A 23,270-nucleotide genomic window follows, 5' to 3' on the forward strand; every position below is an offset into this window, starting at 1 on the left:
TGCCATCAGTGTAAATCAGTGTTAAATCTGTGTGTATCTGTGGTTCAGTTTTCGACGGGTTCGAGAAAGAGCCGGTGCAAAATCATGCCGGCGCCAAAACCCCCGACGTGTGCCCAGAAAGCGATCTGGGCGGCTCCTTCCGGGGCAAACAGGGCAACGGTGCCGGAAGCCAGCTGGGTAAAAGCCCAGAACCCGAGGTAGACCACGGCCGGTATCTCTACCAGGTAGAAAAAGAAAAATACCGGGATCAATGTAAGGACGCGAGCCTTAGGAAACATAAGGAAATAAGCGCCCATGACTCCGGCCAGGGCACCGGAAGCGCCTACTGTAGGAACCGTGGAATGAGGGTAGATGTAGCAGTGGGTGGCTCCGGCAATGACCCCGCAGGCCAGGTAAAACAAGATAAAACGGACCGGGCCCATCTTATCTTCTACATTGTTGCCGAACAGGAACAAGGCCCACATGTTGCCGATGATGTGCATCCAGCTTCCATGGAGAAAAGTGCAGGTGATGAAAGAGGAAAGCGAATGATTAGCCGGGACCAAACCATAGGTGTAAAAAAGCTTTTGCAGTTCTTCTGAGGGTAAAGACAGTTCATAGAAAAAAACCAAAAAGTTGAGGGCGATGATAAGCCACATGCTGAAAGGGAATTTTTCCCCAGGCACGTTGTCACGCAGAGGTATCATGGTGTGGGCCTGCCTTTCGCGATTTTAATTACTTAATTATGCCTATGTAGTCAATTCAACCGGGTTGCGGGGCTAATCAAACCGTGCCTTGAGGATAAACATTGACCAAGTTGGTTCCGGGAACACGGTTGTAGACCACCAGTTCATCCAGAATCGAAAAAACGGTTTCTACATACTCTTCATACTTTTCATCGGAGGAATCCACATTCAGAGCGACTTCGAACACGTACACCGGTATCTCCAGCCAGTTCATGTACTTGAGTTCGTCAAGCCCTTCTTGCTCCAGAAACCTCAGCTCTTCTACCGGAACCGAAAACGGGCCGTTGCCTTCTTTTTCCCGGGTCATGTGTCTCTTCAGCTTATCCAGAAACGTGTTCAGCAAGCGTTCCTTTTCTTCATCTACTAGATACTGGTAAAGAACATCGTGTATCTCTTTCACGAGCACGAGCGAGGTAATGGTGGGCAAAGCGAGGTGGTTCTCTTGCCGTACGAGCTTGAGTGTGAACAGGTTATCTTTGGTTAACACTCAAAATCAACTCCTTTTGCTTTTTCAATGATAGTATCGGTGAAACCCTTCTCAATTATAGCAGATGAGTTCCGCCGAATAGATACCTATTGGCAGGGCTAAGCGCAAAAGTGGCAATACAAAACGAGAAACGTCCCAACTTTGCGGGCTAACAAGTCTATACCGTACAGGACTTTGGTAGACAGGGCAAATGACCGTCAGATACAGGAGGAGAAGCAGGCGGACATTTTTGCTCTTACAACTGAGAATATCATGGATTTCATAACAATCATAACAAGAAGAAGATTATGATTGACATTTAGAACATATAACCTATAATACATATCAGCTTAATAGGACATAGCTCCAATACTTGAGGTTGATTGGAGGTCAAGAGTAATGGCCGAAGTATTCGATAGTCGCAGGATCCTGGTGTATTCTGATCATCAAGTTGTTGAAACCGAAGATCCAGTTGTGAATGAGGTTCCGCTCACCATAATGCTGAATGACTCTGAATTGGCAACGCTATTATGCTCTCCGTATGCTTTGGAAGAATTGGTGGTAGGATTCCTTCTCAGTGAAGGCCTTGTAAATGGACCTGACGAGGTATTTAGCCTGCAGTTTCGCATGGAACAGGGCGTAGCTTGGGTCGATACCGTAAATCCGGTATCAGGGGTTGACAGCTTTCTTCGCAGGAATTTCGCCAGTTGCTGTGGCAAGGGGCGGCCGGCTCTTTATTTTGTCAATGATCGGGATCAGCTCAAGACTGTAGAGACTGATGCTTGTTTTAAGGCCCAACACCTCCTTAATCTGATGGCTGAACTCGATCGGCAATCGGAGAATTTTCACCTCACGGGAGGCGTACATGGTGCGGCGTTAGCTGACAACAATGGCATTGTGGTGAGATATGAGGATATTGGCCGACATAATGCTCTTGACCGGATACTGGGCTACGTTTACCTCCATAGTATTTATCCCACGGACAAGATAGTACTGCTTAGTGGACGCATTGCTTCAGAAATGCTGATTAAAACTGTTCGTATGCGAGTACCTGTAGTCGTATCGCGTTCTGCGCCTACCGGACTAGCTGTTGATCTAGCAGAGGAACTAGGCGTCACGATAGTTGGTTTTGCACGGGGGGAGCGCATGTCTATCTACAGCCATCCTGAACGTATAGATTTCTGAACCTGACGGAATCATTTCGTATAATCGCAAAAACGCGAGAAGTAAACGGAATTGAAGAGTATGATTTGGCCGCAGATATTCGCTGGCGCTTTAAGGTACGGAAGATGATAAAATGCGGATAAAACCCGTATTGAAAGGAATCTCACGGAATACTGTTGTGAAGGACTTAACACGAACATTCTTAATTCAAGCCAGCGGCAACCCCTACTAAACTTTGTACGCTCCAAAACTAGGAAGGTATTGACGATAAGAAGACGTTGGATTATTATATCTATAATTCCTATAATTTTAATAAAGTATAGTCTTACAGTCATCCTTTGGAAAGAGGAGTGAGCTTAAGAAAGTAACGGCAGAAGACAAAAAACGTGTTGACACTACAGGAATGGGGACTATTCTATTTCTAATTCCTATCATTTTGATAGAAATAGTAACATAAAGGATTCTCATCCAGAGTGGCGGAGGGACTGGCCCGATGAAGCCCGGCAACCGGCGAAACGCACGGTGCTAACTCCTGCGGAGTAATTCCGAAAGATGAGGTTACTGATACCTCTTCGCTCGGAAGAGGTTTTTTTAGTATGGAGAAGAGCAGAGGTGAATTGGTGAGTGAGTGATGTTTTAAGCGTAGTTACCGATACTGGAGGAGATGCTCCGGGTGGGAGGTGCGGGGGTGATCAGCTTCCCTAATTTTGGACACTGGAGGGTCATTTCTTCACTGTCTTCCGCGGGCAGGGTGCCGGTAACAGCGGAACTTCCCTACCAATGGTACGATACCCCGAACATTCATCTTTTCACCGCCCGAGATTTTTACGATTGGACCCGTGCGAACAGTGTGCGGGTGGAGCAGGGAGTGTCGCTGGTAGATGTCGAGGTTGTGCCCTTTGACGAAGAGGACTCCGGCCGCGCGAAAGAGGTCCTGTTTATGGTATCTCATTCATGATCAATCATAAGAAACATGATTCATAAGGGGTGAAGTAGATGAAACTGGCAACTCAATTGGTTCAGGTGGGAGTCGGCCGGGATAGGGGGACCGGTGCAATAAGCATGCCGATTTACCAAACCGCAACGTTCCGCCATCCGGGCCTGGGTCAGAGTACAGGTTATGACTACAGCCGTTCGGGAAACCCGACCCGGCAGGCGTTGGAAGAGAGTATGTGCAGCCTGGAGGGAGGCAAGCGCGGGCTGGCTTTTGCCTCCGGGATGGCTGCCATCGCTGCCGTCATGCAGTTGTTCCGGCCGGGGGATCATCTTTTAGTTTGCGATGATATCTATGGCGGAACCTACCGCCTCTTTGCCACCCTGGGCGCTGCAAACGGCCTCAAATTTTCTTTTACTGACCTCACGGATTTGGACGCCCTGACTGGTAATATTACCCCTACGACCAGGGCTATTTTTGTAGAAACCCCTACTAACCCTTTCATGAAGATAATTGACCTGGAGGCAATCATAGGTATTGCCAAACGGTACGGAATCCTGGTTATTGTCGACAATACGTTTTTCACCTCTTACTTGCAGCGTCCCCTGGAGATGGGCGCTGACCTGGTCGTTTACAGTGCAACCAAATACATTGGCGGCCATAATGACGTAGTAGCTGGCCTGGTGGTCTGTAGAAGTGAGGAACTGGGCGAAAAACTGGCCTTCATCCAGAATGTGGCCGGGGCGGTTCCGGGCCCGCTGGATTGCTGGCTGCTCCTGCGGGGGTTAAAAACCCTGGCGGCCCGGTTGGAATGGGCGCAGGCTTCGGCACTTCACCTGGCCCGGTTCCTGGACCAGCATCCGGGGGTGAAAAAAGTCTATTTTCCTGGTTTACCCGGCCACCCGGGACATGAACTCTGCAAGAAGCAGGCCCGGGGATTCGGGGCCATGCTTTCTTTTGAAGTAAAATCAAAAGAGATGGTTCCCCAGGTGCTGGAGAAACTGAAAATCATCTCTTTTGCGGAGAGCCTGGGGGGAGTGGAATCCCTGATCACCTACCCCGAAACCCAGACCCATGCGGATGTCCCGGAGGAGGCGCGGAGGCGTCTGGGAATAAACGAGTGTCTGCTGAGGCTTTCGGTGGGGCTCGAGGATGCCTGCGATTTGGAGGCCGACCTGAGCCAGGCCCTGCGACCATGGTAGAGAAGGGGGAGTAGAATTGGGGAAGGGAACCAAGCTTATTCATTCCGGTCATGAAGTTGACGAAGCTACCGGGGCGGTCAGCGCCCCTATTTATCAGAGCGTAATCTTTGCCCAACCTGACGTAGATACCGTTGGTAAGTGGGAATACACCAGAGCGGGGAATCCCACCCGCGCTGTTCTGGAAGAGACCATTGCTGAACTGGAAGGAGGGAAGTACGGGTTCGCCTTCGGTTCCGGAATGGCGGCCATTGCCGCCGCCTTCTTCATATTCTCTGCCGGCGACCACATACTCGTGGCCCGGGATATCTATGGGGGAACCTTCCGTCTCGTTCACCGGCTCTTGCCGCGTTTCGGGTTCAAGGTGGAATTCGTCGACACTTCTGATATAAACAACATCAAGAACGCCATCAGGCCGGAGACCCGGGCTTTGTTTCTGGAGACACCTTCCAACCCCCTGATGAAAATTACTGATCTCCGCGCGGCTGCGAACCTGGCCCGGGAACACAATATTGTCACCATTGCCGATAACACATTGATGACTCCTTACCTGCAGCGGCCACTCGAATTGGGTATCGACATTGTGGTGCACAGCGCCACGAAGTACCTGGGAGGGCACAGCGATTGCCTGGCTGGTCTGGTGGTAACCGGGAAGGAGCGCTTGGCGAAGGAAATCCGCTTTATTCAGAATTCTATCGGGGCTGTCCTGGCGCCTCATGACTGCTGGTTGATCCTGCGAGGAATCAAAACGCTGAAGGTGCGGATGGAGCAGCAGCAGAGATCGGCGGCTCTCTTGGCCGAGTGGCTTTCCGGTCAACCGGAAGTAGTGGAAGTCTTCTACCCTGGCTTACCCGGACACCCGGGGAGGGAGCTTCATTTTTCTCAAGCTGAAGGAGCGGGCGGAGTCCTGTCTTTCCGGCTGCAAAACCAAGAGCAGGCCCGGCGGTTGATCAATAGCCTGCACTTGCCGGTAATTGCATCCAGCCTGGGAGCCGTGGAGAGCATCGTCTCCCTGCCGGCCACTATGTCCCATGCCGCCTTACCCGAAGAGACCCGGCGGGAACTGGGGCTGACCCGTGAACTGGTCCGCCTCTCGGTGGGCCTCGAGGATTTCGAGGACCTGCAGGCCGATTTGACCCAGGCCCTGGAAGCAGCCAGGTCTTCCCAGGACTAGCTTCCTCCGCCTATCTTACCTAAATACGTAATGAAACAAAAACGGGCAGGAGCTACATGCTTTCTGCCCGTTTTCTTCTTGACACAGAAACGGAAAAGACTAAAATAATAACCAAGACTGAATAATCCTATAGATTTACTGGACATAATGAAGGGCAATCTTTTTGGGGAGAATAGTGATGCCGCACGGCAGTTAGGGAGGTGATATTCTGGGAACTGTAAAAAAGGCCAACCTGAAACAGGAAGCTTTCCCGGAAGAGGTCAAGAACAAGATCATCGAGGCCATACACAGCCTCAAGTACGGCATAGTCAGTATCATTGTACAAGACGGACACGTCATTCAGATTGAGAAGCTGGAAAAGGAAAGGCTAAAGTAGAATATCGTGGGAAGTACTTCGGGCTGGAGGAAGGGCAAACTTTCCTTATTGGGCATTACACTGTAAGAGTCTGTGGTTCTGTAAAGTGGTGGGAGGTGAAACGCGCCGAGCGCAACTGGTGATTTAGGTACCAAAACATATCATTAGGAGGAATGCAAAATGGCCAAAATAGCTAATAATCTGACTGACCTGATTGGGAGGACTCCTCTTCTGAGATTGCAGCGGCTGGCTGCTGGACTGGAAGCGGACGTGGTAGTTAAGATTGAATCCTTTAACCCAGCCGGGAGCGTGAAGGATCGGATCGGTTACAGCATGATTAAGGATGCAGAAGATAAAGGTTTGATTTCAAAGGATACGGTCATTATTGAACCTACCAGCGGTAACACTGGCATCGCCCTTGCTTTTGTTTGTGCGGCCCGGGGATACCGCTTGATACTGACTATGCCAGACACCATGAGTATTGAACGACGTAACCTGTTGAAAGCTTATGGTGCGGAACTAGTGCTGACCCCGGGGGCGGAGGGGATGAGAGGGGCTGTCGAAAAGGCAGAGCAACTTGCGAAGGAGATTCCCAACGCGTTCATTCCTCAACAGTTCAAAAATCCAGCCAATCCTGCCATTCATCGGGTTACCACTGCGGAAGAAATATGGGAGGATACTGACGGTAAAGTTGATATTGTGGTAGCTGGGGTCGGTACCGGTGGCACTATTACCGGTATCAGTGAAGTGATAAAAAGTCGGAAACCAGACTTTAGAACGGTAGCAGTAGAACCATTTGATTCCCCGGTTCTGTCGGGAGGAAAGGCCGGCCCGCACAAGATTCAGGGGATTGGTGCCGGATTTGTCCCGGATGTACTGAATCTCCAGGTGATTGATGAAATATTTAAGGTAAAAAATGAAGAAGCGATAGCAACCGCCCGTCGTCTCGCCCGGGAAGAGGGGCTGCTGGTGGGTATTTCTTCCGGAGCGGCTGCCTTCGCTGCCCTACAAGTAGCCAGGAGACCGGAAAACAAGGGGAAACTGGTTGTAGCTATACTGCCGGATACCGGTGAAAGATACTTGAGTACCGAGTTATTTCAAGAGTCGTAAGAGATTCTTGAATTTTGCATGTGGTCGGGGCGTTTGTCCTTGCTGTGACCTCATGCGGAGATGAGGCTATTAGACTGGGTGTGAAGGTTTCAACGTAAAAAGAGTTGATTATGAGTAGAGTGCTTTGCCGTAATTACGATAATTCCGATGGAATTTAGGATAATTAAGCTTACTATTTGTCATAGTACTGAGGCAAATGCCCCGGTGTTGTATGAAATGACAGGGTTTGAACTGGCTGTTATGGCCACAACAATGAATTTGGAAGGGGGTATGGCAAGGTAAACGCAAGAATAGGGCAAGCAAAAGTCTTTAGGAAAACAAAACCAAGGGGAGGTAGTTTATCGTGTCTATTACTCATTATATGGAACTTCTGATGACCAACCAGCCCTGGAACCTGATCATCTATATGGCGATTCCGGTAATCCTGGCTGAAGCTCTGGTGGCAACTGAGTTTTTTGTGGTGCATACCCACCAGACTACGGGAACCCTGCGTACCGTCAATAAATGGCTGGGAGTTGTAGCGGGGATATATTTCCTGGGTATTTTCCTTAATCTAATAACTAACGTTGTACCCGGTATCGAGTGGCGGGGCTGGGTTGACGTAGTAGCGGTAGGCTTTTACCTGAGTGGCGTAATCCCGCTGGTAAGTATTGCCCTGATAGAACTGGGCGTGCTGGGCCGAGGGCGATCCGACATGGATAGAATGAAGCTTCACTTCATATTCTTAACCGCCTTTCTGGTGGTAGCTCATATTGCCATGATATTCGGCATGGTGAGTCCGGAATTAGTTCAAGCTGCTTCTCCGCCTATGCCGAAAATGTAACTTAATAGCGTCTTGAGCAAGGGGGTAAAAGTACCCTTCCGGGTAGGTAAATACTGAAGGAGGTTAGCCCGGATGTTACTGATAGGCTTAATCTTTACTGGAGTTCTGTTATATGTGCTGCTTGGTTTCCCGGACCGAAGCAAGGAGTGGCAGTGGGTTCTGGGCGTCTTGGGAGGAGCTTTGGTACTGGTTGGAGGCTACAACCTGGGCCTGGCAGGTTTCAAATCCTGGGCCTACCAGGGAGGATATGCTTTTGGATGCTACAGTGGTGCCTGGCCGGTTACCGCTATTATTGTCGGGGTTGGGCTGGTAGTGATGGCAGTGGTAGAATGGGTACGGGAAAGACCTTCCGGTGGGGAAGGTCCGTCTATCCCTGAGGGGACCACTTCACAAGAGTCGATGATCAATACCATGCACAATCCTTAAGATGCCGCAGGGGGGCGGGCTTTGGTTCTCAGTTCCTGCCCGCTCTCCGGCCGGCTCTGACCTTCCCTTTAATTCGTCGCTGGCATATGCATAAGGTGGAGGGCTCCCGGTCTGAACAAAGTGGAGGTTGTGGCGGACACGGGCATGATAACGTTCGGGCACTGGGAAATGGAAGCCCGGCTCCTGAACCTAATAACCCCGATCAACTTGGGTTAGGCTAGATTCAAGTAAAATTCAGAGGCAAGGGGGACCAAAGGATGCAACGGGTTACTATTAAAGTAAAGGGAATGAGTTGCGCGGCGTGCGCTGCCAGCATTGAGAAGGTATTGAGCCGAGTGCCCGGGGTTAGCCAGGCCCGGGTCAACCTGGCTCTGGAACAGGCATCGGTGGAGTTCAACCCCGGGGAGGTACAGGTTTCCGACCTGGTCGAACGGATAGAAAAGTTGGGATACTCGGTGCCTTCCGAGAAAGCGGAACTTAAAATTGAGGGCATGAGCTGTGCCGCCTGTGCGGCCCGGGTGGAAAAGGGTTTGGGCAAGTTGCCCGGAGTAGAAAAGGTGAACGTCAACCTGGCGACCGAAATAGCTACCGTGGAATACCAGCCGGCCCAGTTGGGCATCGAAGACTTAATCGGGGCGGTGACCAGGATTGGATACGGTGCTCGCCTGCTTTCCTCCACGCGGCCGGATACCGGTGAAGAGGATGAGCCGGGGGAACTCCGGCAAAGAAAGAGATTACTGGTATTTTCGGCGGTGTTATCTTTTCCTTTTATCATAATGATGTTCGGCCACCTATTCGGTATGGCCGTTCCCGGCTGGCTGACCTCGTTTACCACCCAACTGCTGCTGGCCACTCCCATACAGTTTATAGCCGGGTTTCCTTTTTACCGGGGAGCATACACTGCCCTGCGCAACGGTAGCGCCAATATGGACGTGCTGGTGGTCTTGGGGACCAGCGCCGCTTACCTGTACAGCGTGGGGGCGGCGTACTTTACCCGACACCCTCACCTGTATTTTGAGGTCAGCGCCCTTTTAATTACCTTAATATTGCTGGGCAAGTACCTGGAATCCCTCGCCAAGGGCAGAACCTCTGAGGCCATTCGGAAGCTGATTGGGTTACAGCCCAAAACCGCTCGGGTCATCCGTGACGGAGAGGAGATGGAGGTTCCGGTCACCGAAGTTGCGGTGGGAGACACGGTAATAGTACGTCCCGGCGAGCGAATTCCGGTGGACGGAAAGGTTGTGGAGGGGTACTCCGCCGTGGATGAATCGATGCTGACCGGGGAAAGCATACCCGTAGACAAGCAAAGCGGGGATTCGGTATCCGGGGGAACAGTCAACAAGTTTGGGGTGCTCAAGGTGAAAGCCACCCGGGTAGGGCGTGATACCGTACTGGCCCAGATTATCAGAGTGGTCGAGGAGGCTCAGGGATCGAAGGCGCCTATTCAGAGGCTAGCTGATGTGGTGGCAGGCTACTTTGTCCCGGTGGTGGTGGTGATAGCGGTCGCAACTTTTGCCGTCTGGTACTGGGGCATCGATGTCGGCAATTTCTCCCGGGCGTTGCTCAACGCCACAGCGGTATTGGTGATCGCCTGTCCATGCGCCATGGGTTTAGCCACTCCCACTTCTATCATGGTGGGCACCGGTCGGGGGGCGGAAAATGGAATTCTCATCAGGGGAGGGGAGCACCTGGAAAGGACTCACCGGATAAATACGGTGGTGTTGGATAAGACGGGTACCATTACTACGGGCGAATTGCAGGTTACAGATGTGATAACCGCCGAACAGTATGCGGGCCAGGAAAAGCAATTGTTAAACTGGGCGGCGCAAGTTGAGAAACAATCGGAACACCCGGTGGCCCAGGCCATTGCCCGGGGAGCCTTGGAACGCGCGCCCGGGTTGACCGTGACAGAACCCACGGAGTTTACTGCTGTTCCCGGCAAAGGGGTGAGAGCTATCCTGGAGGGAAAGAAGATTCTAATCGGTACCCGCAGGTTTCTGCAGGAGGAAGGCGTAGACCTGAAACCCCTTCTGCCAATGGTAGATGAAATGGAAGCAGAAGGAAAGACCACTGTGCTCATGGCGGTAGACCAGGTGGTTGCCGCCGCCATTGCAGTTGCGGACACGGTGAAGGAACACTCGGCCGAAGCCATACGGGAACTGAAAGACTTGGGCGTGGAGGTCTGGATGATCACCGGGGACAACTGGCGGACAGCAGCGGCTATAGCTGGGCAGGTAGGGATTGATAACGTGCTGGCGGAAGTGCTGCCGGAAGATAAAGCGCGGGAGGTACAAAGGCTGCGCGATAAAGGCCGTATTGTCGCCATGGTGGGGGATGGGATTAACGATGCCCCGGCTCTGGCCACGGCCGATGTGGGCATAGCTATAGGCACGGGCACTGATATAGCTATGGAAGCGGCCGACATTACGCTCATGCGAGGAGACCTGCGGGCCATAGTTACAGCTATTCGTCTCAGTAAAGCCACGATGCGAAACATCAAGCAGAACCTGTTTTGGGCGTTTTTCTACAACACGGTGGGGATTCCGCTAGCGGCGGCGGGACTTCTGAGCCCGGTGTTAGCGGGAGGAGCCATGGCCTTAAGTTCAGTCTCGGTGGTCAGTAACGCCTTGAGGCTTAAGCGGGTAAGGTTGACCTGAAAAGGAACCGGGCTTGCAGGTTCCTATGTGGGGAGGGCATTAATTGATGCGGAAGCATGTCATAAAGCAGGTGCTGAACCTCAGGGGTATGACCTGTAGTAACTGCGAGACCAGAATTGAAAGGGTGTTACGCAGGATTCCCGGGGTGCGCCGGGTGAAGTCCAGTTATCCCCGGTCAATGGTTTGATAAAACCCATGGGATTAGTCATGTATAGTTTCTAGGCACCCGGCTGACTAGATAACTGGAGGCCAGGGAGATTGGACCCGCAGGGAACGCTCTCCCCGGCCTTTGTTCTTGGTACGGGCGGGTAACTCTACCCATGACAGAGCCTGGTCTTAATTGGGAAAGGAGAAATGAGCTATGGGAAATACCTACTGGGAGGCGGAGATCGAGACCATGAGCCAAGACGGGCTTCGCGCTTACCAGCTTGCCAGATTGTCCGAGACCGTGTTACGGGCCTACCATGGGTCCGTGTACTATCGAAGGATAATGGATGAAAAGGGGATTCGTCCTCACCAGGTACGATATCTGGAAGACCTGGAACGGTTTCCATTTCTAAATAAGCAAATAATACGGGAGAGCCAAGAAAGGCAGCCGCCCCTGGGTGACCTGGTAGCCGTACCCGAGACGGAGATAGTGTATACTGCTCTATCCAGCGGCTCAACCGGGGTGCCCACGGCTTCCCCCTTTACCCGGACGGACTTCGACGAGTGGATGGATTACGAAGCCCGTCTCTATTGGTCTACGGGAATGCGACCAGCCGACAGGTACGTTCACGCCATCAGTATGAGCCTATTCTGCGGGGGGCCGGTGGTGCTCGGGGCTCAGCGGCTGGGGGCCATGACCAACGATGACGAAGAGGTTTTTGCCATTCCCCGGTCACAGTTTGAAAGCGTAGAAGAGGGGCTGGAGGCTACTCACAAGGTTGGGGCAGCCAGGATTCCTACTCCCTTCTTCCGGATTCACAGTGAACCGGAATTCCCAAGTACCTTATGAAGAACTGGACAGGTGTTGTGGCGTCATACCGGAAGAAGCCGGGCAGCCTTAAAGAATCTCAAATGAAATACTGCCATTGAAACGAAAAAATGCAGAGATAGCCTCTGCATTTTTTTGTCACTCCTATAAAACTACCGGCAGTCCCTGTTCTCCCTAATATGTTGTTGACTGCGAACCCCAGTAACGGGAAGTGAAGATAGTGGTAAAACAGTAATTGCCAGCGATAAAGGCGGTGCGAGGAGATTTGCGTGGGTGGGTAACAACTCCTAGTCACCGGCAAGTATTCCCTGACATGGACCAATGCAAAAGATATGAGAGGAAGTGGAGGTATCTTCAATAACTCCCTTTGTCCCTTTCCCTGGCAAGAAAACTAGTAAGGACAGATAAAAAAATGTGATACATCCTAAATTAAAGAAACTTACATGAAGCTTCCTTTGGGGGATTTATTAAGACATACATCGCGCCAGGGTTGTCAAGTCGTCCTTTTGAAAGAGGCGTGAGCAGGCATTAACAGCATCAGAATCATAAAGAACGCCGCTATTCTGTGAAATCTCAGTGAGGGCTTCTTTTATTCCGAGAGCGGGCCTGTAGGGCCGGTGAGAGGCCATGGCTTCTACCACGTCAGCAATCGCCAGTATTCTTGCCTCCAAAAGGATTTCTTCGCCGGAGAGGCCGGACGGATACCCGGAGCCATTCATTCGTTCGTGGTGCTGGAGAACGATACGGGCAACAGGCCACGTAAAGGGTATGTTCTTTAGAATTTCATACCCGGCTTGGGGGTGACACCTGATCAGCCCCCATTCCAATTCGGTAAGTTGACCCGGTTTGGTAAGAATCTCGGAAGGAACAGCTATCTTACCAATGTCGTGAAGGGTTGCCGCCACCCTTATTCCATCGATTTGGTCCTCGGGGAGCTTCATTTCTTTGGCGATAGCACAAGCCAGATGGGATACCCGCTGCTGGTGTCCCGCCGTATACGGATCCCTCTTTTCTGCGGTAACTGCCAGAGCATTAACTACACCGTCCAAGGTTCGGCGCATCTTTGCAATGCTCTGCTTCAGCGCTTCCTCACCCCGTTTGCGGATGATAATGCCAGCTAGCATATCGGCGATGGCTGCCAGGAACTCTTCCTCGTTGTTTTGGCGGACATGACCTTCTCTCACATACAGGTTTATCACTCCCAGAATCCTGTCGGCGTATAGGATGGGAACGCAATAGTGACCGTGGGGAACGATACCTTCATACCGGGTTTCATGACGTTCGTCCAGGTGGGCAGCGAACTGTATCTTGCGTTCCAGTGCTGCACGTCCACAGAGGCACCTCCCAAAGGGAACTCGTGCACACGTTTCCAAAAGTGGAGCGGCAAGCCCGCTTTGAGCCTTCATCACCAGAACCCCGGGTTCGTCCTCGACGATGAAAATGCTGCCCTTCGATTGCACTGAAAGCCACGGTATGGAGACGATGAGGTCGAGTGCGGCCCTAAGGATATCTTCTAGATTTGTCTCTTCGAGAGAGAGGCGCATAAGACAATTCATGGTAGCTAGCAAATCTTGATTACGCTTGAGTTGTTCTTCTACGTCACATGTGTACCTTCGAGTTTCATGCGTTACAGGATGCTTATTAATGTACATTGTCCCAATCCCTTCCATGTTCTTTCGCCGCCAAAGTAGGCAAAGAAACCCGCGTTTCAGACTACGTGTGGAAGAACCGTATCGATTCTTCCAGTTGGGCAGTGGTATCCTTTAGGCTAAGAATGATATGAGTAAGTTCTGCCACCATTCCCGTATGAGTCCTCGCACCGGTTGCCACGTCTTCGGCAATTGCTGCCGTCTGGGCGGATGACTTGCCAATACTATCCACTATCCCTGCGATTTTGAAACTAAGGCTGGTAAGTTGTTGTATGGATGCGGAAACGTTTTCTATCTGGCTACTGGTCTGTTCGATTTCCGATGTGATTAGCCGGAAAGAATCAAAAGCCGTATCAGTAAGTCCGACCCCTTGATCAACTTTTGATGTGCCAGCGTTCATGGCTATTATGGCGTTGTCAGTGGCGCGGCTAATAGAGTCGACTAGCATAGTAATCTCTTTGGCCGCCTTGCCTGACTCATCTGCGAGTTTTCTTACTTCTTCTGAGACTACGGCAAAGCCCCTCCCGTGTTCCCCGGCCCGGGCCGCCTCAATAGCGGCATTGAGGGCTAACAAATTGGTCTGTTCGGCAATCCCGGTTATGACGGCAGTTATCTGCCCGATTTGATTGGAGTGTTCCTTAACGTAATCAATAGCTGCCGAGATCATGGGGCGTCGGGCGAATATATGTACTGGAGCTCCGCTACCCGGAAATTTGCGATGTGAGATTTAAGATTATCGGTTATCTGAATACTGGGTAAATGGTACTTACTAAGAGATTCAACCTCGTGGTTCACGTTGCTCAAAGAGTTTAATCCTACGGCTCCCACCAGAACCACAAAAACCAGAATTATAATTGATCCCACAAGTAAGCGGCGACGAATGCTCATGGCAATCTCCTTTCATATAGAGAATTCATGACAAGGAACCAGAAGGCAGATATAAATCCTACTAATATAATAGGAACAATGATATAAGTTAAAATTACCAAAGGGAAAGTATCTTGTCAAGAACTGGTGCGATATTGCGATATTAAGAAAATAATCCAGAAAAATAAGGAAGTGTTGACAGTAAAAAAAAATTAAATTACTATATCTATAATTCCTATGATTTTTATAGAGTTTAGTCTCATGCAGATACTCATCCATAGTCGCGGAGGCACTGGCCCTGTGAAGCCCTGCAACCGATTTGTGCACGGTGCTAACTCGTGCGGAATGATTCCGAAAGATGAGGTTGCCAATGGCTCTTTGCCGGAAGGGGCTTTTATTTTCGAAAAATCAAGGAGAGGGGAGGGGCATGTACAAAAGATGGGGCCGGACTCCTCGTCACGGAACTGGAAAGGTGTACAATACGATTATGGCACGATGCCCTGAAAAATACCGGGTGACAATATTAAGGCGAATGATGTTTCGTATCGCCGAAGAAATTGCAGCCGGTCAACGGATTCAGTGCCTGATTACCGGGGAAAGCGTGGGACAGGTGGCCAGCCAGACCCTGGAAAGTATGAGCGTAATCGGCAGTGCCATACGGATGCTGCTGCTGAGGCCGCTGGCCGGGCTGGACAAAACCGAGATCGTTGAAATCGCCAAGAAAATAAGGACTTACGGGATTTCTATATTGCCCTACGAGGATTGCTGTTCCATGTTTGTTCCCAAACACCCGGCCACCAAACCCAAACTGGACATCATAGTTGAAGCCGAGAGTAAAGTCGACTGGGAACCCTTACTGCGAGAGGCGATTGAGACGGTCGAGACACTGGACATTGATGCCACCTGGCTTCCGTAGAGTACGGTCTTCGGCAAGACCGGCTTTTTAACCGTTCTTTAGGGAGGGATAGGTTTGTTGAACTACGTATTTAAGAAGATTGATCAAGAACAAGAATTATCCAAGGAGGATATTGTCTGCCTGTTGGCCCTGAAAGACGAGCAGGAACTGGCCCGGCTTTACGACCGGGCGGATAGGGTCAGGCAAAAGTATGTGGGTGACGAAGTTCACCTGCGTGGCCTGATTGAGTTTTCCAACTACTGCAGGAAGAACTGCAACTACTGCGGCATCCGCAGGGGGAACCGTAAGCTACAACGCTATCGTATGTCCGCTGAAGAAATACTGGCCACTGTGGCTGTGGCAGAGAGATTGGGGTACAAAACGGTGGTATTACAGTCGGGAGAGGATATGTACTACACGGTGGGTAAATTGGTAGACATAATTAGGAGAATAAAGCAAGAGGCAGATGTAGCTATTACCCTGAGTATCGGAGAGCGATCCCGGGAAGAATACGAGCGGCTGCACGAGGCAGGGGCGGATAGATTTCTAATACGTTTTGAAACCTCCAACCGCGAGTTGTACAGTAGGCTTCACCCTGATTCCGACTACGATGAGCGTATGCAGATTCTCGTCTGGCTAAAGGAAATCGGCTACCAGGTAGGGTCCGGAGTTATGATCGGACTGCCCGGCCAAACCCTTGAGGACCTGGCCATGGATATACTGAAATTCAGAGAGCTGGACCTGGATATGGTAGGAGTGGGACCTTATATATGCCATGAAGAAACTCCCCTGGCCGGAAACGCGAATGGGACTGTGGAGATGACCTTCAAGGTTATAGCTCTCACCCGAATCGTAACCCGTGATGCTCATATTCCCGCTACCACCGCCCTGGCTACTCTCAGGCCGACTGATGGGCGAGAAAAGGCCCTGGAGCTGGGGGCGAATGTTGTAATGCCTAATGTTACCCCAGCGAAGTATCGCGCTCTGTATGAATTATATCCTGCCAAGGTCTGCATTGGGGAAGAAGCGGAGCAGTGCCAGGCGTGCATGCACGGGCGCATATATTCCTTGGGCCGTCCTATTAGCCAGGGCTATGGGCATTCTTTCAAGAGGGCTCATCTACTGCCACAATCACGATGCGGTAATTAGAAGTTGTTTGGCCTGCTTTACCTGGATGCGAAGATCCCGCACAAGCTGAGGTATCCGGTTTGCGGTGATCGAAAAGGCAAGGAGTGAAGTGCCAGTGGTTGCGGATATCAGGGAAGTGTATTTGGACAACAGTGCTACGACTCCGGTTCTCCCCGAAATTGCTGATAAGGTCAGGGAAGTCATGGTGAGGCAATTCGGGAACCCGTCTTCTCTCCACCGAAAAGGCCTGGAGGCCGAGATGCTGGTGACCGAGGCCCGGAAGCAGATAAGCCGGGGGTTGGGGGTGCGGGACGAGGAAATAATCTTTACCTCAGGCGGGACCGAAGCCAACAACCTGGCTTTGTTCGGCGCTGCTATGGCCAACCGGAGACGCGGCAACAGGATAGTAAGCAGCCCCATTGAACATCCCTCTGTACTGGAGGTTTTAAAAAAGCTTGGTGAACGGGGGTTTGAAATCGTCTTCTGTCCTGTAGACAGCACCGGACGGGTTTATCCAGAAAAACTAGCTTCTTTAATAACCCCGGATACGATCCTGGTCAGCATCATGACAGTAAATAACGAGATTGGGACCGTTCAACCGGTGGGTGAGTTGGTTGAGGCCTGCAAACAGGTGAACCCCGGCCTGATTTTCCATACCGACTGTGTACAGGCCGTGGGAAAGGTATTGATTGCTCCGAAACAGACCGGCGCTGATATGATAAGCTTAAGTTCCCACAAGATACACGGCCCGAAAGGGGTGGGAGCCCTGTACGTCGCAGGAGGGGCCCCCCTTGAATCGTTGTTATACGGGGGAGGCCAGGAAAGAGGGATAAGGTCCGGAACCGAGAACGTGCCGGGAATCGTGGGTTTTGGCCTGGCTGTCCAAATGGCCACGGCTGATTTTGAGTCACATACCGGGCAGATGCGGCGGCTCAAAACCAGGTTAATAGAGCGGCTCGATTCCAACGGGGTCAAATTCAGGATCAACGGCCCGCCCCTCGATCAGGCGGCTCCTCACATCGTCAGCCTGTCTTTCCCAGGCGTACGGGGCGAAGTGCTCGTGCACTACCTGGAAGCCGAAAATATATTCGTTTCCACGGGGGCCGCGTGCAGTTCTAGGAAGGTCAAAATAAGCCATGTTCTCAAAGCTATCGGCCTTTCCGCGCGGGAGGCGGAGGGTTCTATACGAGTGAGCCTGTCGATACTGAACACTGAGGATGACATCGACCGGTTAGCCGAGGCCTTGATCGCAGCGCTTAAGAAACTCAGGGCTTTATTATAAACCATGGTATCTCCGTTATGTTAGGGTTCATAATGACCAAGTTATAAAAGAACAAGGTATCACTCTCGAGGAGTTCACTGCTATAAAGTTGGGCACAGGCGACACGTCCACGGAAAGCATTCAGGTATATCATAATCCTTCGTTCAGGCTGCCGGTGCGGTAGCCGTCCAGGTCCAGACTGACATAGGTGAAACCGCATTTCTTTACCGTTTGGGAAACGGCGGCTCTTATTGCCGGTTCCATTATCCGGGGGATCTCCGCCGGAGACAGTTCGATTCGGGCCACCGACCCATGATATCTGACCCGCACTCCGGTCAATCCCATGGCCGTGAGCTCGGTTTCGGCCTGGGACACGGCCGCCAGTTTTTCGACCGTCAGGCGTTCTCCGTAAGGGAATCTTGAGGCCAGACAGGCGTTGGACGGCCGGTTCCAGTTGTTCAGTCCCAGGCTCCGAGCCAATTCACGTATTTCTGATTTGTCCAGCCCGGCGGACAGCAAGGGGCTTTTTACTAGCTCGAATTGCTTCAGGGCTTCAAAGCCGGGACGGTAATCGTCCAGGTCGGAGACGTTACTACCTTCGATGACGGCAGAATAACCCTCCTGCCGGGCTAGCTGCTCAAGTAACGTGTAGAGTTGTAGCTTGCAGTAGTAGCAGCGATTGGGCGGATTGGCCGCTATGTTCTCATTCTCCAGCTTATTGATCTCAATGAGACGGTGTTCTGCGCCCATAGACAGGGTGTATTGCCGGGCCGCCTCCAAATCAAGCTCGTGGGTCAGCTGGGATTTGCAAGTGACGGCCAGGACCTTATCCCGGCCGAGGCAATCCAGAGCCGCCCGCAGGAGCAGGGTGCTGTCGACTCCTCCCGAGTAGGCCACCATTACCTTGCCGTAGCCGGCAATTTCCCGGCAGAGATTTTCATACTTGGAACCGGCTGTGAACAAAATCTCACCTCGCGTTGGCTGTGGTCTATTTTAAACTCCACTTTAAGCTGGGACACTACTGCTACTATGCTATCTGGGGGTGTTTAACACCAGACACCCTTAAAATTTTGTCGTTCTATCCTTCCTGGAACAGCAGAGTGGAAAGATAGCGCTCGCCGGTATCGGGCAGGAGAACCACGATGGTCTTGCCCTTGTTTTCAGGACGTTTGGCGATCTGGGTGGCGGCAAAAGCGGCAGCGCCCGAAGAGATGCCTACCAGCAAGCCTTCGGTTCTAGCGAGCTTTCTGGCGGTATCGAAGGCCTCTTCCGTCCGGACCTTAAAGACCTCGTCGACGATATCGGGATTATAGACCGCGGAAACGAAACCGGCTCCGATTCCCTGAATCTTGTGAGGCCCGGGTTTGCCCCCGGACAGAACCGGAGAGTCAAAAGGTTCGACCGCAACGATCTCAACTTCCGGCTTCCTGGCTTTCAATACTTCTCCGACTCCGGTTACGGTTCCCCCGGTTCCCACGCCGCCCACAAAGATGTCAACCTGACCGTCGGTGTCATTCCAGACTTCCTCGGCGGTAGTCTTGCGGTGAATAGCCGGGTTGGCCGGATTTTCAAATTGCTGCGGAATGAAAGAGTGCGGAATCTGCGCAGCCAATTCTTTCGCTTTTCTAATTGCACCTGTCATACCTTCTACACCGGGGTCAAAACCAGCTCTGCGTTGAGTGCTTGCAAAAGACTTCTTCTCTCAATACTCATGGTATCTGGCATGGTGTAAGGATAAGGCGATATTCTTTCGCAGCGGTTACAAAGGCCAGGGCGATGCCGGTGTTGCCGCTGGTGGGTTCAATTATTACCGAATCCCTGGTGAGTATTCCTTTTTCTTCCGCGTCCTTGATCATGGCGTAGCCGATTCTGTCTTTGACCCTTCCGGCGGGATTGAAATACTCCAGCTTCGCGATCAGGCGGGCCTCTAGATTTTGGCTGGCGTTGTAATTGTTCAGCTCCAGCAGCGGGGTGTTCCCAATAAGTTCGGTCAGGTTTTGATAAATCCTCGACATGTAAGCATCCCTCCGATTGATTTGGAACCATATCCCACTAATTCTGATATATATAGCCTCAAACGCTTTAGCTCTCGGGTTAAGAAATCCCTGTTTAGGCCTTGTCTGCTTTGCTCAGGGCCTGATCCAGATCCCAGAGAATATCTTCAATGTCTTCGATGCCGATGGACAGGCGCACCTGGTCCGGGGTCACTCCTGAGGCCAGGAGATCGTCGCCCTTCAACTGGGAGTGAGTGGTGCTGGCGGGATGGATGGCCAAGGATTTGGCATCCCCAACATTGGCCAACAGGGAGAAGAGTTTCAAGTTGTCGATGAATTTCTTCCCGGCTTCAGCTCCTCCCTTGATGCCGAAGGTGAAGATGGAGCCCGGACCTTTGGGCAAATATTTTTTAGCCAGTTCGTAATACTTGTTACCGGGCAGGCCAGGATAGTTCACCCAGTTCACCTGGGGGTGATTCGCCAGGAATTCTGCCGCTTTCTTTGCGTTGTCCACGTGCCGCTGTACCCTGAGCGACAGCGTCTCCAGCCCCTGCAGGAACAGGAACGCATTGAAAGGGCTCAAGGCCGCCCCGGTGTCGCGCAGCAGCTGGACTCGAGCCTTGGTTACATATGCAGCTGCACCCACGTCTTTCGCGTAAACGATGCCGTGATAGCTGGGGTCGGGCTCGGTCAGGCCGGGAAATTTTCCGCTGGCCAGCCAGTCGAATTTGCCCGAGTCCACAATCAGCCCGCCGATGGAGGTACCGTGCCCGCCGATGAATTTGGTGGCAGAGTGAACCACGATGTCCGCCCCGAATTCGATCGGCCGGAGAAGGTAAGGAGTGGCGAAAGTGTTGTCAATTATTAAAGGGATGCCATTCTCGTGCCCAATGCTGGCCACGGCTTCGATGTCGATTATGTTGGAGGCCGGGTTACCGATGGATTCTATGAAGACGGCTTTGGTCTTGTCATTGATGGCTTTTCTGAAGTTTTCAGGGTCATCGGGGTCGACAAAGGTAGTCTTGATGCCGAGCTTGGGCAGAGTTACCTTGAAGAGGTTGTAGGTGCCCCCGTAAAGGGTGCTGGCGGACACGATTTCATCGCCCGCGCCGGCGATATTGATAATGGCGTAAGTAACAGCCGCCGAACCTGAAGCCAGCGCTAGGGCCGCCACACCGCCCTCCAGGGCCGCGATCCGCTGCTCCAGGACGTCGTTGGTCGGGTTCATGATCCTGGTGTAAATGTTGCCCGGTTCCGCCAGGGCAAATAAGGCCGCCGCATGATCCGTGTTCTTGAACACATACGATGTGGTTTGATAAATTGGTACCGCCCGGGCACCGGTGCTAGGGTCGGGCACCTGCCCCGCATGTACCTGCAGTGTGTCGAAGCCGAATTGTCTGTCGTTCATTCCAGCACTCTCCTTTATCATTTAATTCTTTAAGTTGAAATGATATCAGTACCGAGTGATTTCAATTCATTCAGATCATAGGGAGTTTCCTGATAAACGTGGTAGTTAAGCCAATTGGAGAACAACAAGAAGCCATGACTGCGCCACAGTACCTTGGGCGGCTTGGTTGGATCGTCGTCCGGGAAATAATTGGCCGGCATCTGGATAGGCAGTCCCTTGGCCAGGTCTCGTTCGAATTCGTACTTGAGGGTCAGGGGATCGTACTCGGAATGGCCGGTCACAAAGATCTGCCGCCCGTCCTTGCTGGCCACTATATAGATCCCGGCCTGGTCTGATTCCGCCAGTATTTCTAATCCTGCTACCTTTTCAATATCACTTCTGCGTACCTCGGTATGGCGAGAATGAGGGGCATAGAACACGTCGTCAAATCCCCGTAACAAAGGTTTGTTGCTCTCACAAACGCGGTGCTCAAACACCCCGAACATCTTTTGCGGTAAGGGATATTTGGGAATGCCATAATGATAATACAGTCCGGCCTGGGCCCCGACACAAATGTGGAAGGTGGAGAATACATGGGTACGGGTCCACGCCATGATGTCCTTCAATTCCTCCCAGTAGTTCCATTCCTCAAATTCCAGCAATTCTACCGGGGCGCCGGTAATTATCATGCCGTCGAACTTCTGATTCCGGACTTCGCCAAAGGTTTTATAAAACGTGTCCAGGTGGTACTGGGAAGTATTCTTGCATTGATGGCTTTCCGGGTATAACAGCACGATTTCCACTTGCAGCGGGGTATTGGCCAACAGTCTGAGCAGTTGAGTCTCGGTTATCTCTTTTTGGGGCATTATGTTAAGTATTGCGATCCTGAGGGGCCGGATGTCCTGGTGTATGGCCCGGAACTCATTCATCACAAACACCTTTTCCTGCTGTAAGATGCTTGCCGCAGGCAGCCCGTCGGGAATAATTATAGGCATGCGCTTCACCCCTCTGTGCGGTATGGATTTGAGATGTTTAATCCATACTATTATTATAATAATTATAGATATTATAGGATAACAGGGACAGTCCGTGTCAAGGTCTTGCAGGGGTAGGCTGCAAAAAAATTTGTAGGCAGGGCAAGAGTCCTGGAAACCGGGGAAAGAGGTCCAAAATACAGAATAGAGACCTCTGGACTTCCTCTTTCTTAGCTAAGCAGCCAGGCACAACGGCAGACGATAAAGGAGGTTGAGCCCCTTGAGAAACTTCCACCTATTGCCAAGTTCCTTGGATGATATTAGCTTCAGCACAGAAAAATAATCTGGACAAAACCTTTATCCTGGGTTCGGAAGAACTAATCTGCCCCAATATGAAAAGTATTACTCTGGATAAGGTTCGCTACTCTCTGGAGAAATTGGAAACAAGGGTAACCGTTCCCGAGGAAATTCGGGCTAAGGCTGCCCTGGCCCTGGAGCGAATGATAGAGTACGCATCCTGAGGCCGTGCCGAAACTTTAGTTGCCTGTTCGGCTTTCGCTTGACCGAAACCCTAGCGCAGTGCTAGGATAAAGGTAAAAGCAAAGGTGGATGGAGACATGAAGATGTCTACTAAGGGCAGGTATGGGCTTAGGGCTATGCTCGACATGGCTATTCATCAAAACGAAGGCCCGATAGCTGTACACAGTATTGCGGAGCGCCAGGGTCTTTCAGACCGCTACCTTGAGCAGCTTATGGTGCCCCTGAAGAAGGCGGGATTGGTCAAGAGTGTACGCGGGCCCCAGGGGGGGTATGTGCTGGCCAAAGAACCAAAAGACATTACGGTTGGTGAGATTATTCGTACCCTGGAGGGTCCGATTGCGCCGGTTGACTGCGTCAGTGAGGATTACCCGGAAGAATGCGAGCGTGCGGAATATTGCGTAACCCGCCTGATATGGTCCAAGGTGAGGGATTCTATCGCGGAGGTGCTGGATTCCTTTTCCCTGGAGGACCTGGTTCAGGAGTCCAGAAGAATCTCCACGCAGAACCGCTACATGTACTACATTTAGTGATGGAGGTTTTGAAACCCATGCCTTTCTCGGCTAAGA

Annotated in this window: 23 protein-coding genes, 2 pseudogenes and 2 riboswitches; of the genes and pseudogenes, 16 read left to right on the forward strand and 9 right to left on the reverse strand. The window is 51.6% G+C overall.

All coding sequences use genetic code 11. From position 1 onward, the window contains the following. Window positions 1–44: 44 nt before the first annotated feature. Window positions 45–686: a rhomboid family intramembrane serine protease gene (locus HPY90_RS00520; protein ID WP_273699240.1), complete on the reverse strand. Its 642-nt coding sequence runs from the start codon at window positions 684–686 to the stop codon at window positions 45–47. A gap of 76 nt (window positions 687–762) precedes the next feature. Continuing rightward, on the reverse strand, window positions 763–1,212 hold the full coding sequence (locus tag HPY90_RS00525) for a hypothetical protein (protein ID WP_013174492.1): 450 nt from the start codon (window positions 1,210–1,212) through the stop codon (window positions 763–765). A 378-nt stretch (window positions 1,213–1,590) separates the two neighbouring features. Here HPY90_RS00525 and fdhD point away from each other — a divergent pair, with 378 nt between their 5' ends. The 11 genes from fdhD to HPY90_RS00580 all read left to right on the forward strand — a co-directional run bounded on the left by fdhD (window position 1,591) and on the right by HPY90_RS00580 (window position 12,030). After that, on the forward strand, window positions 1,591–2,376 hold the full coding sequence (gene fdhD / locus HPY90_RS00530; RefSeq protein WP_273699239.1) for a formate dehydrogenase accessory sulfurtransferase FdhD: 786 nt from the start codon (window positions 1,591–1,593) through the stop codon (window positions 2,374–2,376). A gap of 440 nt (window positions 2,377–2,816) precedes the next feature. Next, window positions 2,817–2,914, forward strand: a riboswitch (SAM riboswitch). A gap of 105 nt (window positions 2,915–3,019) precedes the next feature. Next, the gene (locus tag HPY90_RS00535) at window positions 3,020–3,313 is read left to right on the forward strand and encodes a methionine biosynthesis protein MetW (protein ID WP_287189891.1); all 294 of its coding nucleotides are present in this window, start codon (window positions 3,020–3,022) and stop codon (window positions 3,311–3,313) included. A 38-nt stretch (window positions 3,314–3,351) separates the two neighbouring features. Beyond that, window positions 3,352–4,491: a trans-sulfuration enzyme family protein gene (locus HPY90_RS00540; RefSeq protein WP_287189893.1), complete on the forward strand. Its 1,140-nt coding sequence runs from the start codon at window positions 3,352–3,354 to the stop codon at window positions 4,489–4,491. 16 nt (window positions 4,492–4,507) lie between these two features. Then, entirely contained in the window at window positions 4,508–5,662 is a 1,155-nt protein-coding gene (locus tag HPY90_RS00545) for a trans-sulfuration enzyme family protein (RefSeq protein ID WP_287189896.1), read from the forward strand. Window positions 5,663–5,936: 274 nt separating this feature from the next. Further along, window positions 5,937–6,038, forward strand: coding sequence for a YezD family protein (locus HPY90_RS00550; protein ID WP_287190169.1), 102 nt, complete (start codon window positions 5,937–5,939; stop codon window positions 6,036–6,038). Window positions 6,039–6,197: 159 nt separating this feature from the next. Further along, window positions 6,198–7,127 (forward strand): cysteine synthase A, encoded by a 930-nt coding sequence (gene cysK / locus HPY90_RS00555; protein ID WP_287189899.1) that lies wholly within the window; start codon window positions 6,198–6,200, stop codon window positions 7,125–7,127. A gap of 343 nt (window positions 7,128–7,470) precedes the next feature. Further along, window positions 7,471–7,950: a DUF6803 family protein gene (locus tag HPY90_RS00560; protein ID WP_287189902.1), complete on the forward strand. Its 480-nt coding sequence runs from the start codon at window positions 7,471–7,473 to the stop codon at window positions 7,948–7,950. A gap of 72 nt (window positions 7,951–8,022) precedes the next feature. Next, window positions 8,023–8,376: a hypothetical protein gene (locus HPY90_RS00565; protein ID WP_287189905.1), complete on the forward strand. Its 354-nt coding sequence runs from the start codon at window positions 8,023–8,025 to the stop codon at window positions 8,374–8,376. Between the two features lie 257 nt (window positions 8,377–8,633). Then, window positions 8,634–11,033 carry a heavy metal translocating P-type ATPase gene (locus HPY90_RS00570; RefSeq protein ID WP_287189906.1) on the forward strand — a complete coding sequence of 800 codons (2,400 nt, stop codon included), beginning with the start codon at window positions 8,634–8,636 and terminating at the stop codon, window positions 11,031–11,033. A 46-nt stretch (window positions 11,034–11,079) separates the two neighbouring features. Next, on the forward strand, window positions 11,080–11,220 hold the full coding sequence (locus HPY90_RS00575) for a heavy-metal-associated domain-containing protein (protein ID WP_287190170.1): 141 nt from the start codon (window positions 11,080–11,082) through the stop codon (window positions 11,218–11,220). A 174-nt stretch (window positions 11,221–11,394) separates the two neighbouring features. Then, the gene (locus tag HPY90_RS00580) at window positions 11,395–12,030 is read left to right on the forward strand and encodes a phenylacetate--CoA ligase family protein (protein WP_287189908.1); all 636 of its coding nucleotides are present in this window, start codon (window positions 11,395–11,397) and stop codon (window positions 12,028–12,030) included. A gap of 446 nt (window positions 12,031–12,476) precedes the next feature. Here the strand turns inward: HPY90_RS00580 and HPY90_RS00585 are convergent, their stop codons facing one another. From HPY90_RS00585 to HPY90_RS16060, 3 genes and pseudogenes are all read right to left on the reverse strand, one after another. Next, on the reverse strand, window positions 12,477–13,661 hold the full coding sequence (locus tag HPY90_RS00585) for an HD-GYP domain-containing protein (protein ID WP_287189910.1): 1,185 nt from the start codon (window positions 13,659–13,661) through the stop codon (window positions 12,477–12,479). A gap of 61 nt (window positions 13,662–13,722) precedes the next feature. Next, window positions 13,723–14,289, reverse strand: a pseudogene (locus HPY90_RS00590) (methyl-accepting chemotaxis protein); the annotation flags it as partial. A 32-nt stretch (window positions 14,290–14,321) separates the two neighbouring features. Continuing rightward, window positions 14,322–14,546, reverse strand: coding sequence for an MCP four helix bundle domain-containing protein (locus tag HPY90_RS16060; protein ID WP_353733626.1), 225 nt, complete (start codon window positions 14,544–14,546; stop codon window positions 14,322–14,324). Between the two features lie 247 nt (window positions 14,547–14,793). Next, window positions 14,794–14,890, forward strand: a riboswitch (SAM riboswitch). 62 nt (window positions 14,891–14,952) lie between these two features. Between HPY90_RS16060 and HPY90_RS00595 the strand changes: the two genes are divergently transcribed. From HPY90_RS00595 to HPY90_RS00605, 3 genes are all read left to right on the forward strand, one after another. Next, complete coding sequence (locus HPY90_RS00595; protein WP_287189914.1) at window positions 14,953–15,441, forward strand: tRNA sulfurtransferase; 489 nt, start codon at window positions 14,953–14,955, stop codon at window positions 15,439–15,441. A 57-nt stretch (window positions 15,442–15,498) separates the two neighbouring features. Further along, window positions 15,499–16,569, forward strand: a complete 1,071-nt coding sequence (gene hydE / locus HPY90_RS00600) for a [FeFe] hydrogenase H-cluster radical SAM maturase HydE (protein WP_287190173.1) — start codon at window positions 15,499–15,501, stop codon at window positions 16,567–16,569. Window positions 16,570–16,663: 94 nt separating this feature from the next. After that, window positions 16,664–17,830: a cysteine desulfurase family protein gene (locus HPY90_RS00605; protein ID WP_287189917.1), complete on the forward strand. Its 1,167-nt coding sequence runs from the start codon at window positions 16,664–16,666 to the stop codon at window positions 17,828–17,830. Window positions 17,831–17,959: 129 nt separating this feature from the next. Here the strand turns inward: HPY90_RS00605 and larE are convergent, their stop codons facing one another. From larE to metA, 4 genes and pseudogenes are all read right to left on the reverse strand, one after another. Beyond that, window positions 17,960–18,772 carry an ATP-dependent sacrificial sulfur transferase LarE gene (gene larE, locus HPY90_RS00610; RefSeq protein WP_287189919.1) on the reverse strand — a complete coding sequence of 271 codons (813 nt, stop codon included), beginning with the start codon at window positions 18,770–18,772 and terminating at the stop codon, window positions 17,960–17,962. 115 nt (window positions 18,773–18,887) lie between these two features. Beyond that, window positions 18,888–19,824 (reverse strand): annotated as a pseudogene (cysK, locus tag HPY90_RS00615) (cysteine synthase A). Window positions 19,825–19,918: 94 nt separating this feature from the next. Continuing rightward, complete coding sequence (locus HPY90_RS00620) at window positions 19,919–21,211, reverse strand: homocysteine synthase (protein WP_273698580.1); 1,293 nt, start codon at window positions 21,209–21,211, stop codon at window positions 19,919–19,921. A gap of 29 nt (window positions 21,212–21,240) precedes the next feature. Beyond that, complete coding sequence (gene metA, locus HPY90_RS00625) at window positions 21,241–22,185, reverse strand: homoserine O-acetyltransferase MetA (protein ID WP_287189923.1); 945 nt, start codon at window positions 22,183–22,185, stop codon at window positions 21,241–21,243. Between the two features lie 293 nt (window positions 22,186–22,478). Here metA and nadA point away from each other — a divergent pair, with 293 nt between their 5' ends. Both nadA and HPY90_RS00635 read left to right on the forward strand, forming a co-directional pair. After that, window positions 22,479–22,685, forward strand: coding sequence for a quinolinate synthase NadA (gene nadA, locus HPY90_RS00630; RefSeq protein ID WP_287189926.1), 207 nt, complete (start codon window positions 22,479–22,481; stop codon window positions 22,683–22,685). 96 nt (window positions 22,686–22,781) lie between these two features. Beyond that, window positions 22,782–23,231, forward strand: a complete 450-nt coding sequence (locus tag HPY90_RS00635; RefSeq protein ID WP_273699044.1) for an RrF2 family transcriptional regulator — start codon at window positions 22,782–22,784, stop codon at window positions 23,229–23,231. Window positions 23,232–23,270 lie beyond the last annotated feature (39 nt).

The sequence above is a fragment of the Syntrophothermus sp. genome, assembly GCF_013314835.1.
Lineage (GTDB): Bacteria > Bacillota > Syntrophomonadia > Syntrophomonadales > Syntrophothermaceae > Syntrophothermus > Syntrophothermus lipocalidus.

Coding starts and splice junctions, on each gene's coding strand:
- HPY90_RS00520 (WP_273699240.1), bottom strand. CDS start 686: ATGATACCTCTGCGTGACAACGTGCCTGGGGAAAAATTCCCTTTCAGC.
- HPY90_RS00535 (WP_287189891.1), top strand. CDS start 3,020: ATGCTCCGGGTGGGAGGTGCGGGGGTGATCAGCTTCCCTAATTTTGGA.
- HPY90_RS00585 (WP_287189910.1), bottom strand. CDS start 13,661: ATGTACATTAATAAGCATCCTGTAACGCATGAAACTCGAAGGTACACA.
- HPY90_RS00620 (WP_273698580.1), bottom strand. CDS start 21,211: ATGAACGACAGACAATTCGGCTTCGACACACTGCAGGTACATGCGGGG.
- HPY90_RS00635 (WP_273699044.1), top strand. CDS start 22,782: ATGAAGATGTCTACTAAGGGCAGGTATGGGCTTAGGGCTATGCTCGAC.
- HPY90_RS16060 (WP_353733626.1), bottom strand. CDS start 14,546: ATGAGCATTCGTCGCCGCTTACTTGTGGGATCAATTATAATTCTGGTT.
- HPY90_RS00580 (WP_287189908.1), top strand. CDS start 11,395: ATGGGAAATACCTACTGGGAGGCGGAGATCGAGACCATGAGCCAAGAC.
- HPY90_RS00575 (WP_287190170.1), top strand. CDS start 11,080: ATGCGGAAGCATGTCATAAAGCAGGTGCTGAACCTCAGGGGTATGACC.
- HPY90_RS00595 (WP_287189914.1), top strand. CDS start 14,953: ATGTACAAAAGATGGGGCCGGACTCCTCGTCACGGAACTGGAAAGGTG.
- fdhD (WP_273699239.1), top strand. CDS start 1,591: ATGGCCGAAGTATTCGATAGTCGCAGGATCCTGGTGTATTCTGATCAT.
- metA (WP_287189923.1), bottom strand. CDS start 22,185: ATGCCTATAATTATTCCCGACGGGCTGCCTGCGGCAAGCATCTTACAG.
- nadA (WP_287189926.1), top strand. CDS start 22,479: ATGATATTAGCTTCAGCACAGAAAAATAATCTGGACAAAACCTTTATC.
- HPY90_RS00570 (WP_287189906.1), top strand. CDS start 8,634: ATGCAACGGGTTACTATTAAAGTAAAGGGAATGAGTTGCGCGGCGTGC.
- cysK (WP_287189899.1), top strand. CDS start 6,198: ATGGCCAAAATAGCTAATAATCTGACTGACCTGATTGGGAGGACTCCT.
- HPY90_RS00565 (WP_287189905.1), top strand. CDS start 8,023: ATGTTACTGATAGGCTTAATCTTTACTGGAGTTCTGTTATATGTGCTG.
- HPY90_RS00540 (WP_287189893.1), top strand. CDS start 3,352: ATGAAACTGGCAACTCAATTGGTTCAGGTGGGAGTCGGCCGGGATAGG.